This window comes from Actinoplanes sp. NPDC000266, assembly GCF_042899005.1.
Lineage (GTDB): Bacteria > Actinomycetota > Actinomycetes > Mycobacteriales > Micromonosporaceae > Actinoplanes.
This window is the reverse complement of the sequence record NZ_JBIAZI010000008.1, coordinates 1-13,863: the sequence shown is the minus strand read 5'-3', so window position 1 is coordinate 13,863 and position 13,863 is coordinate 1. Positions and strand designations below refer to the sequence as shown.

Sequence of the window (13,863 nt, the reverse complement as noted above, 5' to 3'; positions counted from 1 at the left end):
GTCCACTTCGAAGTCGCGCCTCGTTCGGCGGGCGAAGGCCATCGTGGACCGGCCTCGCCGGCTCGACCGCGCGAGCGGGGAGCGTCGGGCGAGGAAGGGTGAGCCCGGTGGAGAGCCGGACCACGTTGACGCTGCTGCCGGGCCGCGTCTGCTTGCCGGCCTTGCCAGGTCCGGGGCGTGTGTTTGGGGAACGGTGGGCCTGGGCACTTTTGGTGGCAGAACCGCACATCCACGGAGGTTGGGACGATGAGTTTCACCGATAAGGTCAAGAACGAGGCCGAGGAGCTGACCGGCAAGGCCAAGCAGGCCGTGGGGCGGGCGACCGACAACGAGCGGCTCGAGGCCGAGGGCCAGGCTCAGGAGACGGCGGCGCGCGCGAAGAAGGCGGGCGAGCACGTGAAGGATGCCGGCAAGGACGTTCGCGACGCCTTCAGCTAGGCCGAGACGACCACAGTTCGCTGTGGGGTTCCGAAGGAAAGCGGCCCCGGGGATCACTCCCCGGGGCCGCTGCTGTCATGCCGTCTCGTTGGCCTGCTGTTTGCGCCACCAGTCCTGGCCGGACTCGGGCAGGGTGTCGATCGGGTCGTAGTAGGCGTAGAGCTTCGACAGGGCCTCGGCGTCGTCCTGTTCGATGGACGTGCGGTAGTTCTTCGTCCAGTACGAGATGCCGTGCTCGCGGTCGTACTCGGAGATCATGTGCACCCAGCGCTTGCCGACGAACGGGACGTCGCAGACGATGCGCGGTGTCGCGTAGCCGGGCAGGTAGCCCATCATGTCGTGCTGGAGTTGCTGGGCGTGCCAGACGGGGACGCGCCAGTGTTCGGCGTTGGGGATCATGTCGCACATGTAGAAGTAGTACGGCAGGATGCCGGCTTCTCCTTGCAGGGCGAAGCAGAGGTCGAGCAGGTCGGCCGTGGTGGCGTTCACCCCGCGCATCAGGACGCCCTGGTTGCGCACGTCGCGGACGCCGACCTCCAGGAGCGTGTGTGCCGCCTTGGCGACGAGCGGGGTCAGCGAGTTCACGTGGTTGACGTGGGTGTGCACGGCCAGGTTGACGCCGCGGCGCTGGGCGGTGATGGCGACGCGCTGCAGGCCCTCGACGACGTCGTCCTGCAGCCAGTGCTGGGGCAGGCCCATCAGGGCTTTGGTGGCCAGGCGGATGTCGCGGACGGTGGGCACGGAGAGCAGGCCCATGAGGTACGTCTCGAGCTGCTTCCAGGGCACGTTGGCGACGTCGCCGCCGCTGACGACCACGTCGCGGACGCCTGGGTGGGCTTTGAGGTAGTCGAGGTGGGCCTGGTAGCGGTCGACCGGCTTCAGCGTCAGGCGGAGTTTGTCGACGGTGGGGGTGCTGTTGCCGACGAGGTCCATGCGGGTGCAGTGGCCGCAGTATTGCGGGCAGGTGGAGAGCAGCTCGGCCAGGACTTTGGTCGGGTAGCGGTGGGTGAGGCCCTCGGCGACCCACATGTCGTGCTCGTGGAGGCTGTCGCGGGTGGCGTGCGGGTGTGACGGCCAGTCGAGGTGGCGGTCGGTGGCGACCGGGATCATGTATCGGCGGATCGGGTCGGCGTAGAACGCGTCCGTGGTGACCTCGCCGGTGGGCACCATGGTGTTGAGCATCTGGGGCGGCACCAGCATGGACATGGTGGCCAGGCGCTGCTGGTCGGTTTCGAGGTCGGTGTAGAAGCGCTCGTCGAGCAGGTCGCCCATGACGGCGCGCAGTTGCTTGATGTTCTTGACGCAGTTGACCCGCTGCCATTGGGCGGACTCCCACTGGGCGGTGGTGACGTCGCGCCAGCCGGGGAACCGGGTCCAGTCCGGCTCGATCAGGGGGCGGCGCTCATAGAGATAAGGCTGGACGTCCAACGGTGCCTCCTGATCGATCGTTCGGGCCGAGTTCAACGTACTGGATGATTTTCGGTCTAGTGAAGGTCTGGCCGGAGGATTTACGGTATGGATACGTGCCGGGTTCCTTGATTTTTACGATGGGTGGGTGTGATGGGGTCTGTGGGACTCGATCGGGTGGTGGAGCCCGAGGGGGTGCTGCCGCAGGCGGCGTGGCGCCTGGACGCCCGGCCGGAGATCGGCGCGGACGAGGTCCGGGTGCGTGTGGAGCGGCTCAATCTCGACGCCGCGAGCTTCCGGCAGTTGTCGGAGAAGCACGGCGGGGACGGCGCGAAGGTGCGGGCCGAGGTTCTTCAGATCGTCGGGACGCGCGGGAAGATGCACAACCCGGTGACCGGTTCGGGCGGCATGCTGATCGGCGTGGTCGACGCGGTGGGCCCGGAGTCGCCGCTGGGCGTGAAGCCGGGGGACCGGGTGGCGACGCTGGTGAGTCTCACGCTGACCCCCCTGATGATCACCGACGGGCTCGTGAACTGGGACGGCCGCAGCGAGCAGGTGCCGGCCGAGGGGACCGCGATCCTGTTCGGCCGCTCGATCGTCGGCGTTCTGCCCGATGACCTCGCGCCGGAGCTGGCCCTGGCGGTGTACGACGTGTGCGGCGCTCCCGCGCTGACCGACCGCGTCATCCGTAAATATCCGGGCACACCGACGGTGGCGGTGCTCGGTGGCGCCGGCAAGAGCGGTTCTCTCGCGCTCACCGCGGCCCGGCTCGCCGGAGCCCGTACTGTCGGAATCGTCCGCGACGACCGAGAGCGGGCGAGCCTGCGGGACATCGCCGACGCCGCGGTGATCGCCGACGCGCGCAACCCGGTCGAGGTGGCGGCCGCCGTCAAGCGGGCGCTGGGCGCGGAAGCGACGGTCACGGTCGTCTGCGTGGACGTCCCGGGCTGCGAGCACGGTGCGATCCTCGCCACGGCCGAGGGCGGCACGGTGATCTTCTTCTCGATGGCGACGAGCTTCCCGGCGGCCGCCCTGGGCGCGGAAGGCCTGGCCGCGGACGTGACGATGCTGATCGGCAACGGTTATGTCCCCGGGCACGCCGCGTTCGCGGTCGATCTGCTGCGCCGCGTCCCGGCGGTCCGGTCTCTCTTCGAGGCCCGTGTCGCGGGAGACTGAGCCCCATGACTGAGGTCCTCTACTCAAACGGCCGCCTCTACTCTCCCGCCGACCCGAAGGCCACCGCCTTGCTGGTCCGCGACGGCAAGATCGCCTGGCTGGGCGCCGGCGACGACGCGCCCAGCGCCGACCAGACCGTGGATCTCGGCAACGCCGTGGTCACGCCCGCTTTCGTGGACGCGCACCTGCACGCCACCGACACGGGCCTGGCTCTCGAAGGGCTCGACCTGAGCGCGACACGTTCCGCCGGCGAGGTTCTCGGCGCGGTGCGGGCGTTCGCGAAGACCCGCCCGGCCGGCGCCGTGGTGCACGGTCACGGCTGGGACGAGTCGACGTGGGGGGCCGAGCAGACGCCGCCGACCGCGGACGAGCTCGAGCGGGCCGCCGGGGGCCGCCGCGTCTACCTGTCGCAGGCCTCGGTGCATTCCGCCTTGGCGAGCACGTCGCTTCTGGCGGCGGCGGAGAAAGGGCCCGGGTTCGACGCTTCGGGCTGGGTGCGGGAGCAGGCCCATCACGCCGTACGGGCGGTGGCGCTCGGCTCGTTGACCCCGCAACAGCGGACGCGGGCCCAGCGGGCCGCCCTGGAGATGGCCGCGTCGAAGGGCATCGCCGCCGTGCACGAGTGCGGCGGGCCCGGCACGTCCAGCGAGGACGATTTCCAGTCGGTCCTGGCGCTCTCGGCGCGTGGGCTGCCCAAGGTGTTCGGCTACTGGGGTGAGCTGGGCGCGGCTGAGAAGGCCCGCGACCTGGGCGCGGTCGGCGCGGCCGGTGACCTGTACGCGGACGGGGCTCTCGGGTCGCGGACGGCGTCGGTGCGCGAGCCGTTCGTGGACGGCGACCACGGGCACGGTGAGGCGTTCGTGACCGCCGAGCAGGCGGCCGAGCATCTGCTCGACTGTGTGCGGGCCGGCGTGCAGGGCGGTTTCCACGCGATCGGTGACGCCGCCATCGAGACCGTTCTGGAGGGTTTCGCCCTGGCCGCCAAGCGGATCGGGGTGGACGAGTTGCGCGAGGGCCGGCACCGCATCGAGCACGTCGAGCTGATCGACAAGGCGATGATCGCGCGGATGGTGGAGTTCGGGGTGATCGCCTCGGTGCAGCCGGTGTTCGACGCGCTGTGGGGCGGCCCGGACCGGATGTACGCGCAGCGGCTGGGCGTGGAAAGGGCGATGGCGTCGAACCCGATCGGTGCGATGCACGCGACCGGGGTGCTGCTGGCGTTCGGTTCCGACTCGCCGGTGACCGCGCTCGACCCGTGGGCGATGGTGCGGGCGGCGGTGGCCCCGCAGAACCCGGTGTACCGGATGAGTGTGCGGGCCGCGTTCGCCGCGTCGTCGCGGGGCGGCTGGCGGGCGGCCGGCGTGGACGGGGTGGGTGTGCTGGCGCCGGGCGCGTCGGCCACGTTCGCGGTCTGGGACACCCCTGACGGCGTACGGGAAGGCCTGCCGGCCTTGACCGGCGATCTTGACCCGGTGTGCCGGCGGACTGTTCTGCACGGCGAGACGATCTACGAAAAGGGATAAGAGGATGGCGGGGAAGCTTGATCTGGATCCGCGGGTGGTGCGCGAGGCGCGCGCTCTCGCGGCGCGGGCGGGGCAGCCCGTGGTCGACCTCGCGCGCTCACACACGACGGTGTCGGTGGAGCGGGCGGTGCTGCGCCTGGCCGGGGTGCGCGGGGCCGACTCGGACGGCATCCCCTGGGTGAACCGCCTCGTCGACGCGGTGCGCGCGGACGTGGGGCTCGAGCACGGGGTGGCGGTGCCCGTGTTCCACGCCATGCGCGCCACCGGCGTCGACGACGTCACGGTGCTGGCCCAGAAGGCGGCGGCCGGGGCCGTACGATTCGACGTACCACCGAAGAAGGCGGAAGCCACCGCGGCCCGCAGGCTGGCCAGAAGGGCGACCAACGACGGCCTGAAGGTCGTCGACCGGCGCCGGGCCGAGCGGGACCGCCTGATCAAACGCTACGGGGATCCGAAGCAGCGGCCGTGGATCTATCTGATCGTGGCCACCGGGGACATCCTGGAGGACATCCCGCAGGCGCAGGCGGCCGCGCGGGCCGGCGCCGACGTGATCGCGGTGATCCGCTCGACCGGGCAGTCGCTGCTCGACTACGTGCCCGAGGGCGCCACCCGGGAGGGTTTCGCCGGCACGTACGCGACGCAGGAGAACTTCCGGCTCATGCGGGCGGCGCTGGACGAGACGTCGAAGGAGCTGGGCCGCTACGTGCGGCTGACGAACTACGCGTCCGGGCTGTGCATGCCGGAGATCGCCGCGCTGGCCGGCCTGGAACGTCTCGACATGATGCTCAACGACTCGATGTACGGGATCCTGTTCCGCGACATCAACCCGATCCGCACGTTCGTCGACCAGCGGTTCAGCCGTCAGGTCCACGCCCGCGCCGGCATCATCATCAACACCGGCGAGGACAACTATCTGACCACGGCCGACGCGGTCGAGGCGGCCCACACGGTGACGGTGTCGCAGCTGCTCAACGAGTTCTTCGCCCACGAGGCGGGCCTGGCCGACTGGCAGCTCGGCCTCGGCCACGCCTTCGAGATCAACCCGGAGCTGCCGGAGTCGTTCCGGCTCGAGCTGGCGCACGCGCTGCTGGCCCGCGAGCTGTTCCCGGACGCCCCGCTGAAGTGGATGCCGCCGACCAAGCACATGACCGGCGACGTGTTCCGCGGCAACCTGCTCGACGGTTTCTTCAACCTGGTCGGCGCCCTGACCGGCCAGGGCATCCTGCTGGTCGGCATGATGACCGAGGCTGTGGTGACGCCGTGGCTGTCCGACCGCGACATCGCGCTGCAGAACGTGCGCTACGTGCTGCAGGGCGCCGGCAACCTGCACGAGGACTTCGTGCCGGCTCCGGGCGGTTTCATCCAGCAGCGGGCTCACGGCGTCCTGGCCGAGGCCATCGACCTGCTCAAGCGCATCGAGAGCAACACGCTGCTCGACGCGATCGCCGACGGCACGTTCGGCATCATGAAGCGCCCCGCCGACCGGGGCAAGGGCCTGGACGGCGTCGCCAAGCACGCCGAGGACTACTACAACCCGGTCACCGAGGCGCTCGAGAGCGCACAGTGAGTCCACACAGAGCCCGGATCTTGCGATTTACTTGCAGAATGCCGCAGTTGAATGTCGCAGAGGTCAGTCATGCTGCGTAGCTTCCAGGTGGGTAATCACCGGTCCCTGAAGGCTGAGCAGGAACTGCTGCTGATGCCGACGTACACCGGGCCGGGTCCGGTGGTGCCGGTGGCGGCCGCGTTCGGGTCGAACGCGTCCGGCAAGTCCAACCTCCTGGACTCCCTGCGCTGGATGCAGAACGCCGTCAACCATTCGTACCGGTCATGGGAGCCCGAGTCGGGAGTGCCGCGCACACCCTTCAAGCTCGACCCCGATGCCGAACGGCAGCCATCCGGTTTCGCGGTCGATCTGATCCTCGACGGCGTCCAGTTCGTGTACGGCTTCTCGGTGACCGACGAGGCAGTCACCGAGGAGTGGCTGCACGCCTATCCGCGCGGCCGGGAGCGGGTGATCTTCGAGCGGGAGGGGCAGTCGGTCAAGCTCGGTTCGACACTGCCCGAACGCCGGGGCCGGGCGGATGCCCTGAAGAGCCTCCTGCGTGCGAACGCCCTGCTGCTCAGCACCGCCGTGCAGGCGAACCAGGAGGAGGTGCTGCCGGTCTACCGGTGGTTCCGCGACGGTCTGCGCGTGCTGGACAGCCGCCGGTCGTGGGCCCGCACAGCCGGCGTCATGACCGACCGGTTCCTCGACGCGATGCGGCGCTACCCGGAGTTCGTCGAGCTTATCAAGGTCGCCGATGTGGGCATCTCGGGTGTCGAGGCGGTACCGGCGCGAGCCGAGATCGTCCGCGCCGACGCCATGGCGCGGCTCCTGGCCGACGGCGACCCGGCAAGGTTGTTGAAGGACCGCTTGCAGGAGGGCACCCTGCAACAGGAGGTCAGTTTCGCCCACGGGGGCGGCGAGGCCCGTCTGGGCATGGACGACCAGTCCGACGGAACGCTGGCCTGGGCCGACCTGGTGATCGCCGCCCTCTCGGCCCTCGAAGCGGGCGCGGTCCTGGCCATCGACGAGATCGACGCGAGTCTGCATCCGAGACTGACCGCCCGGCTGATCGAGCTGTTCCGCAGTGCCGAGGTCAACCCGCGCGGCGCCCAGCTCATCTTCACCTCGCACGACGCCACTCTGCTCGGAACGGGCCTGGGTGGCGAAATCCTCAAACGCGACGAGATCTGGTTCGTCGAGAAGGAGGACAACGCCTCCCGCCTCTACCCGCTGTCCGACTTCCATCCGCGCAAGGGCGAGAACTGGGAGCGGCGCTATCTGGCCGGCAGCTACGGCGCGGTCCCGATCACCTTCACCGGTTCGGCGGTCGACTCGGTGCTGGCCGCCCGTGAGGGACGACCCGATGCCGCGGCGTAGTCCCTCGGGCGCCCGCCGCTCGTCGATCCGGCCCGCACGGCGCTCGGTTCTTGTCGTGGTCGGCGCTGAGAAGACCGAGACCGCGTATCTCAAGGGGCTCGCCCGCCGGTTCCGGCTGAGCGCGGTGACGATGGATGTCGTCGAGAAGCCGGGTGCGCCGGACCAACTCGTCACCTACGCCCGGGACGTCTACGGCTCCGAGGGTTATGGCCAGGTCTGGTGCGTCACGGACGTGGATCATTACGAACGTGAGGGTGGCAAGGTCACTGCTGCCGTCGCGATCGCCGCGAAGTCGGGAATCGATGTCGCGGTGTCCAACCCGTGCTTCGAGCTCTGGTTGCTGCTGCACCACGCGGCGTGTTCCGGCTACTGCGCCAACTGTGGCGCGGTGGAGAAGAAACTCAAGCGGAGCCTGCCGGCGTACGACAAGACGCGGTTGCGGTTCGAGGACTTCGCGGACGGGCTGGATGACGCCGTCGCCCGCGCGAAGGAGCTCGAACCCGCCGGAACCGATCACGCGCTCAACCCCTCGACCAGCGTCTGGCGCCTGGTCGGTGTTCTCTTGGAGAAGGAATGACCATCGTTCGGCCCTACGGGGACACGACCGGGGACGGGATGGTGCAGCTGTCGTTCACGCTGCCTGTGCCGCATGACAAGCGGGCCGAGGGTGCGGCCGTGCAGCTGGCCAACAAGATGGGGATGGATCCGGCTCTGCTGGTGCACGCCAAGCCGATGGGGGACGGGTTCACGTTCTTCGTCGTCTACGGGCGGGTCAGTCATCTCGTCGACACCGAGCAGGTGCAGGTGGTCGAGCGGGACTATCCGCTGCTGAGCGCCAAGGAGGTCAACGCCGTCATCAAGCGGCGGATGCGGCGGCGGCTCAACGTGGTCGGGGCCTGCATCGGCACCGACGCGCACACCGTCGGCATCGACGCGATCCTCAACCTCAAGGGGATCGCGGGGGAGAAGGGCCTGGAGTACTACCGGGAGCTGTCGGTGACCAACATGGGTGCGCAGGTGTCCGTGCCCGATCTGGTCGAGACGGCCCGCGCGCAGAAGGCCGACGCGGTGCTGGTGTCGCAGGTCGTCACCCAGCGCGACGCGCATCTGCAGAACACCCGGGCCATGTCGGCGGCGTTCCGGGAGGCGCTGCCGGCGGGCCGGCGGCCGCTGCTGATCGTGGGCGGGCCGCGCTTCGACGAGCTGATGGCGGCCGAGCTCGGCGTCGACCGGATCTTCGGGCGGGGTACGACCCCGCGCGAGGTCGCTTCCTATCTCGTTCACGCGCTTATCGGGAGCCAGAATTGATCACTGTGACGCACCGGCGGTATGTGCCCTACTCGCACGCCCACTACGCCGGGAACCTGGTCGACGGCGCGTACTCGCTGGGGCTGTTCGGCGATGTGGCGACCGAGGTGTGCATTCAGCTCGACGGGGACGAGGGGCTGTTCGCCTCGTACGACGACGTGCAGTTCAAGGCGCCCGTGCAGGCCGGTGACGTCCTGGAGATCACGGCCACCGTGGTGAAGATGGGCACCCGGTCGCGGAAGATCGAGTTCGAGTCGCGGGTCGTGTGCCGGGGCACCGGCGGATCGGGCGCGATGGTCCTCGCGACGCCGATCGTCGCCGTGTCGGCCACCGGGACGGTCGTCGTGCCGCCGAAGAATTGAGCGACACCGTCACGTGCGTCGACGTCGGGTCGACGTACACCAAAGCCGCTCTGATCTCTTTGTCCTCCGGGCGCCTGGTGCGCCGGGCCGAAGTGCCGACAACGACCGCGAGCGACGTTCTGGCCGGGCTGGATGAGGCGGTCGCGGCGGTCGATGGGCTCGGTTCGCCGTTGTACGTGTGTTCGTCGGCCGGGGGCGGCCTGCGGCTCGCGGTCGTCGGCTACGAGTCGCTCGTGACCGCCGAGGCCGGGCACCGGGTCGGCCTGTCGGCGGGCGCGCAGGTCGTCCACGTGGCGGCCGGGCCCTTGTCCGGTCCGGACATTTCCGGCTTGCGGGCCTCGCGTCCCGACGTGATCCTGCTCGTCGGCGGGACCGACGGCGGCGACGGCGACGTGCTGCTGCACAACGCCCGCCGGCTCGGAAACGCCCGGATCAAGGTACCGGTGGTCGTGGCCGGCAACGCCGACGTGCGCGCGGAAGCGGCGGCTCTGCTCCACGGCCCGGTGATCGTCGCCTCCAACGTGCTCCCGAAGATCGGCGTGCTCGACCCCGGGCCGGCCCGCGCCGCCATCCGCGACGTGTTCCTCCAGCACGTGATCGGCGGCAAGCGGCTGTCCAAGGGCAAGCGGTTCACTTCTCTGGTCCGGGCCGCCACCCCCGACGCCGTGCTCGCCGGCGTCGAGCTGCTCGCCGACGTCACCGGCGCCGGCGTTCTCGTCGTGGATGTCGGCGGCGCCACCACGGACGTGTATTCGGCCCTGCTGCCGGACGCGGAGAGCGAGTCCGGCCCCCGCCGGGACGTCGCGGGCACCCTCTGGCGTTCCCGGACCGTGGAGGGCGATCTGGGGGTCGCCGTCGGCGCCCCCGGCACGATCGCCGCGGCCGCCACCGAGAAATTGGCACGAATCAAAGACGGTGACCGTGGGTTAGCCGCGGCGGCCGCCACGATCGCCCTGCGGCGGCACGCGCGCGGGCACTCGTCCGGTCCCGGTCAGCCCCGCACCGGCGGGCGCGACCTGCGCGACGTACGCCTCGTGGTCGGCTCGGGCGGTGTGCTGCGGCACGGCGGCGGCGCATATGTGCTGGACGCGGTCCTGTCCGACACGGCCGGGGGATGGGCCGCCCCGTCCGGGGCCCGCACGGTCGTCGACGAGCAGTACGTTCTGGCCGCGGCCGGGCTGCTCGCGAATGATCACCCTCACGTCGCGGCGACCCTGGTGAACAGCCTGTAGCTCGATCGGGTACGGGACATGACACGCCGGGGAACGCGACACGCCCGAGCCCGGGGGTGGCGGTTGACAGAGGGGCGGGGGAGCGACGTACCGTCGTCGAATCCTGAGCACGGCAGCGACTCTGTTCGCTCCGTTCCTCCGCCCACTGGCCCGCAGTCCTCGCAGGGGTCGCGCGTTCAGCCAGGTCCAGGGGGTGGGGGTCGGCGGGGCGGCGGCGGACCGGTCGCGACCGCGGTGGGGCAGGGGGAGTGAGCGGCGCCAGTAGACAACGGCACGCCGGCGGGCAGCCAGCCCGGCGCGGGCCGGTCCGAAGGTGTCCACGACCTCCGGCTGTCCCCACCGGCCGTGTCCAGGAGACGGAACCAGTTGTGAGGCGCGGCCGCTCCAACGGCCGCGCCTCTTCGCGTCCGTGCCGTTATCGGCTGCGGGTAGCCTCTCGCGGGTGGAGATGACGTTGCAGCCCCCCGCTGCGCCGCTGGTCACGGCGCACACCGACCCGCCACGCCCCGTCCGGCGGCGGTACGCGTACGCGCTCACCGTGCTCGCGGGTCTCGCGCTGCTCGTCGCGCTCCCCCCGTACGGCCTGTGGTGGCTCGCGCCCGCCGGTGTGGCCCTGCTGGCCGTCGCCACCCACCGCCGCCGTCTCGGCGGCGCCTTCGGCATGGGTTTCCTGGCCGGGGCGGTGCTGTTCGTGCCGCTGCTCGACTGGACCCGCATCGCGGCCGGCTGGCTGCCGTGGATGCTGCTGTCGCTGGCCGAGGCCTGCTTCGTCGGCCTGACCGGTGCCGCCGTCGCCTGGCTGTCGCCGCTGCTCGAGAAGTGGCGGGCCCTGTGGCCGCCCGTGCTGGGCCTGCTGTGGGTGGCCCAGGAGGCCGCCCGTGACCGGGCCCCGTTCGGCGGTTTCCCGTGGGGGCGGCTCGCCTTCAGCCAGGACGAGGCGCCCGCGCTGCGGCTCGCCGCGTGGGGTGGTGCCCCGCTGGTGACCTTCGCCGTGGCCGCCGCCGGAGGGGCGCTTGTGGCCCTGCTGTGGCGCCGCCGATGGTCGTACGCCGCAATCGGTTATCTCGCGGCCCTGGCCGCCCTGATCGCCGGGCCGTTGCTCGTGCCCGTCGCGAAGGCCGATGGCCCCACCCAGACCGTCGCCGTCGTGCAGGGCAACGTGCCCCGTCTCGGCCTCGACTTCAACGCCCAGCGCCGCGCCGTGCTCGACAACCACGTGACGGCCACCAAACAGCTCGCCCTCGACGTCGCCGCCGGCAAGGCCGCCAAACCCGACCTGGTGGTCTGGCCGGAGAACTCCAGCGACATCGACCCGCTGCGCAACGCCGACGCCGCCCAGCAGATCTCCGACGCGGCCGACGCGATCGGCGCCCCGATCCTGGTCGGCACGGTCCTGCGCACCGACAAGCCGGCCGACATCAAGAACGCCGGCATCCTGTGGAACCCGGGCACCGGCCCCGACCTGGCCCAGGTGTACGTCAAACGGCACCCGGTGCCGTTCGCCGAGTACATGCCGCTGCGCTCGGTCGCCCGGTTCGTCTCCGACAAGGTCGACCTGGTCAAGAACATGCTCGCCGGTGACCACCCCGGTGTCATCCGTTCGGGTGCCCTGACCATCGGCGACGTCATCTGCTTCGAAGTGGCGTACGACGACGTCGTCCGCGACACTGTGGTGGGCGGCGCGCAGGTGCTGGCCGTGCAGACCAACAACGCGACCTTCAACGAGGCCGAGGCCCGCCAGCAGCTGGCCATGGTGCGGTTGCGGGCCGTCGAGCACGGCCGTGAGGCGCTGATGGTGTCCACCGTCGGGGTGTCGGCCTTCGCCGGCACGGCCGGTCAGGTGTACGACTCCAGCGGTTTCAACGTCGGCGCGGTGATGGTGCGTGACATGCACGTGGGCGATACGACTACGCTGGCGACTCGTTTGGGCCATTGGCCCGAGATGGTCATGGTCGCACTGGCGATCGTGGCCTTGGCCGGCGCGCTTCTCCTACGACGCCGCCGGCGCACGACCAGCGACGATGCGGAGGCACGGTGAGCGAGGCGGAAGGCTACCCGGGGGTGGGGCGGGTCCTCGTGGTGATCCCGACCTACAACGAGGCGGACAACATCCGCCTGATCACCGAACGGACCCGCCGCGCGGTCCCGTCGGTGGACATCCTCGTCGCCGACGACAACTCGCCCGACGGCACCGGCGCGATCGCCGACGAGATCTCCGCCGCCGACGACCACATCTTCGTGCTGCACCGGGCGGGCAAGGAAGGCCTGGGCGCCGCCTACAAGGCCGGTTTCGCCTGGGCCAAGAACAAAGGCTACGACGCGGTCGTCGAGATGGACGCCGACGGCTCACACGCGCCCGAGGAGCTGCCGAAGCTGCTCGACGCGCTGCGCGAGACCGACGCGGTGCTGGGCACCCGCTACATCCCCGGCGGCAGCGTGCACAACTGGCCGCTGCACCGGCTGCTGCTCTCCCGCGGCGGCAACATCTACATCAAGATGGCGCTGGGCATGCCGTTCAAGGACGCCACCGGCGGCTACCGTGCCTACCGGATGCCGGTGCTGGACGCCATCAACGTCGAGACGGTGGCCTCCACCGGCTACTCGTTCCAGGTCGAGCTGGCCTGGCGCACGTACAAGGCGGGCTTCCGGATGGCCGAGGTGCCGATCACGTTCACCGAGCGCGAACACGGCGTCAGCAAGATGAGCGGCAACATCTTCAAGGAACAGCTGCTCAGGGTCACCCTGTGGGGCGTGCAGGCCCGCCGGGAGTCGCTGCGGGCCCGGTTCGGCAAGAGCCGCCGCGAGGGTTCGACCTGGCCGTGACCGGGCATCGGCGTGGCATGCTTGAGGCCTGACACCGGAGGTCCCTATGCGCCGTCGAGGCCTGGCTTTGCTTCCCGCGGGCCTGTCACTGCTGGCGATCGCCGAGATCGTCGTGTTCATCCTGGTCGCGCACGCCATCGGCGGCGGCTGGGCGATCCTGCTGGCCGCGGCGGCGAGCCTGACCGGCATGGCCCTGCTGCGCCGTGAGGGCATGAAGGGCTGGCGCCGTTTCCAGGCCGCGTCCGTCGAGGGCCGCCCGCCGGGCGACGAGGTGATCCGCTCCCTGGTCGGCCTGGGCGGCGCCCTGCTGCTGGCCATCCCCGGCTTCATCACGGCCGTGGCCGGCCTGCTGCTCCTGCTCCCGCCGGGCCGCCAGCTGGCCCGCCGCGGCGTCGAGCGCTACGCCAGCCGTTTCGTCGGCTTCGACGCGTTCGGCCCGCGCAAGGTCCGCGTACGCCCCGGCGACCCCATCGTCGTCATCGACGACCAGCAGCCGCCGGCCACCCGCACCCCCGCCGCCGCCATCGAGGGCGAAATCGTCGAGGGCGAAGTCCTGCGCTGACCCGCGCCCGCCGCCCGCCGCCCGCCGCCCGCCGCCCGCCGCCCGCCGCCCGCCGCCCGCCGCCCGCCGCCCGCCGCCCGCCGCCCGCCGCCCGCCGCCCGCCGCC

Annotated in this window: 13 protein-coding genes; 12 read left to right on the top strand and 1 reads right to left on the bottom strand. The window is 70.8% G+C overall.

The window, feature by feature from the left end:
• The first annotated feature begins 246 nt into the window (after positions 1-246).
• The gene (locus ACFY36_RS30455) at positions 247-438 is read left to right on the top strand and encodes a CsbD family protein (RefSeq protein WP_499749344.1); all 192 of its coding nucleotides are present in this window, start codon (positions 247-249) and stop codon (positions 436-438) included.
• 75 nt (positions 439-513) lie between these two features.
• On the opposite strand, the gene ACFY36_RS30450 is transcribed toward ACFY36_RS30455, so the two are convergent.
• Positions 514-1,902: a KamA family radical SAM protein gene (locus tag ACFY36_RS30450; protein ID WP_499749343.1), complete on the bottom strand. Its 1,389-nt coding sequence runs from the start codon at positions 1,900-1,902 to the stop codon at positions 514-516.
• A gap of 96 nt (positions 1,903-1,998) precedes the next feature.
• On the opposite strand from ACFY36_RS30450, the gene kdd reads away from it, so the two are divergent.
• The 11 genes from kdd (at position 1,999) to ACFY36_RS30395 (ending at position 13,757) form a co-directional block, all read left to right on the top strand.
• Positions 1,999-3,021, top strand: coding sequence for an L-erythro-3,5-diaminohexanoate dehydrogenase (gene kdd / locus ACFY36_RS30445; RefSeq protein ID WP_499749342.1), 1,023 nt, complete (start codon positions 1,999-2,001; stop codon positions 3,019-3,021).
• A gap of 5 nt (positions 3,022-3,026) precedes the next feature.
• The gene (locus ACFY36_RS30440; RefSeq protein WP_499749341.1) at positions 3,027-4,544 is read left to right on the top strand and encodes an amidohydrolase; all 1,518 of its coding nucleotides are present in this window, start codon (positions 3,027-3,029) and stop codon (positions 4,542-4,544) included.
• A 4-nt stretch (positions 4,545-4,548) separates the two neighbouring features.
• A complete protein-coding gene (gene kamD / locus ACFY36_RS30435; protein WP_499749340.1) occupies positions 4,549-6,111 on the top strand; it encodes a lysine 5,6-aminomutase subunit alpha in 1,563 nt (520 codons plus the stop codon).
• Positions 6,112-6,180: 69 nt separating this feature from the next.
• The gene (locus ACFY36_RS30430) at positions 6,181-7,470 is read left to right on the top strand and encodes an AAA family ATPase (protein ID WP_499749339.1); all 1,290 of its coding nucleotides are present in this window, start codon (positions 6,181-6,183) and stop codon (positions 7,468-7,470) included.
• Positions 7,457-8,047 (top strand): RloB family protein, encoded by a 591-nt coding sequence (locus tag ACFY36_RS30425; protein WP_499749338.1) that lies wholly within the window; start codon positions 7,457-7,459, stop codon positions 8,045-8,047. The genes ACFY36_RS30430 and ACFY36_RS30425 overlap by 14 nt, the downstream gene beginning before the upstream one ends.
• The gene (gene kamE / locus ACFY36_RS30420) at positions 8,044-8,778 is read left to right on the top strand and encodes a lysine 5,6-aminomutase subunit beta (RefSeq protein WP_499749337.1); all 735 of its coding nucleotides are present in this window, start codon (positions 8,044-8,046) and stop codon (positions 8,776-8,778) included. Before ACFY36_RS30425 ends, kamE begins: the two co-directional genes overlap by 4 nt.
• Complete coding sequence (gene kal / locus ACFY36_RS30415; protein ID WP_499749336.1) at positions 8,775-9,140, top strand: 3-aminobutyryl-CoA ammonia lyase; 366 nt, start codon at positions 8,775-8,777, stop codon at positions 9,138-9,140. The genes kamE and kal overlap by 4 nt, the downstream gene beginning before the upstream one ends.
• A complete protein-coding gene (locus ACFY36_RS30410; protein WP_499749335.1) occupies positions 9,137-10,372 on the top strand; it encodes a glutamate mutase L in 1,236 nt (411 codons plus the stop codon). Before kal ends, ACFY36_RS30410 begins: the two co-directional genes overlap by 4 nt.
• 448 nt (positions 10,373-10,820) lie before the next feature.
• Positions 10,821-12,410 carry an apolipoprotein N-acyltransferase gene (gene lnt, locus ACFY36_RS30405; protein ID WP_499749334.1) on the top strand — a complete coding sequence of 530 codons (1,590 nt, stop codon included), beginning with the start codon at positions 10,821-10,823 and terminating at the stop codon, positions 12,408-12,410.
• On the top strand, positions 12,407-13,195 hold the full coding sequence (locus ACFY36_RS30400; RefSeq protein WP_498700528.1) for a polyprenol monophosphomannose synthase: 789 nt from the start codon (positions 12,407-12,409) through the stop codon (positions 13,193-13,195). Before lnt ends, ACFY36_RS30400 begins: the two co-directional genes overlap by 4 nt.
• A 46-nt stretch (positions 13,196-13,241) precedes the next feature.
• On the top strand, positions 13,242-13,757 hold the full coding sequence (locus ACFY36_RS30395; protein WP_499749333.1) for an FxsA family protein: 516 nt from the start codon (positions 13,242-13,244) through the stop codon (positions 13,755-13,757).
• Positions 13,758-13,863 lie beyond the last annotated feature (106 nt).

Bases quoted from the DNA above. Each gene is read 5' to 3' on its own strand.
- kamE (WP_499749337.1), top strand. From the start codon at position 8,044: ATGACCATCGTTCGGCCCTACGGGGACACGACCGGGGACGGGATGGTG.
- lnt (WP_499749334.1), top strand. From the start codon at position 10,821: ATGACGTTGCAGCCCCCCGCTGCGCCGCTGGTCACGGCGCACACCGAC.
- ACFY36_RS30455 (WP_499749344.1), top strand. From the start codon at position 247: ATGAGTTTCACCGATAAGGTCAAGAACGAGGCCGAGGAGCTGACCGGC.
- kamD (WP_499749340.1), top strand. From the start codon at position 4,549: ATGGCGGGGAAGCTTGATCTGGATCCGCGGGTGGTGCGCGAGGCGCGC.
- ACFY36_RS30440 (WP_499749341.1), top strand. From the start codon at position 3,027: ATGACTGAGGTCCTCTACTCAAACGGCCGCCTCTACTCTCCCGCCGAC.
- ACFY36_RS30395 (WP_499749333.1), top strand. From the start codon at position 13,242: ATGCGCCGTCGAGGCCTGGCTTTGCTTCCCGCGGGCCTGTCACTGCTG.
- kdd (WP_499749342.1), top strand. From the start codon at position 1,999: ATGGGGTCTGTGGGACTCGATCGGGTGGTGGAGCCCGAGGGGGTGCTG.
- ACFY36_RS30430 (WP_499749339.1), top strand. From the start codon at position 6,181: ATGCTGCGTAGCTTCCAGGTGGGTAATCACCGGTCCCTGAAGGCTGAG.
- ACFY36_RS30425 (WP_499749338.1), top strand. From the start codon at position 7,457: ATGCCGCGGCGTAGTCCCTCGGGCGCCCGCCGCTCGTCGATCCGGCCC.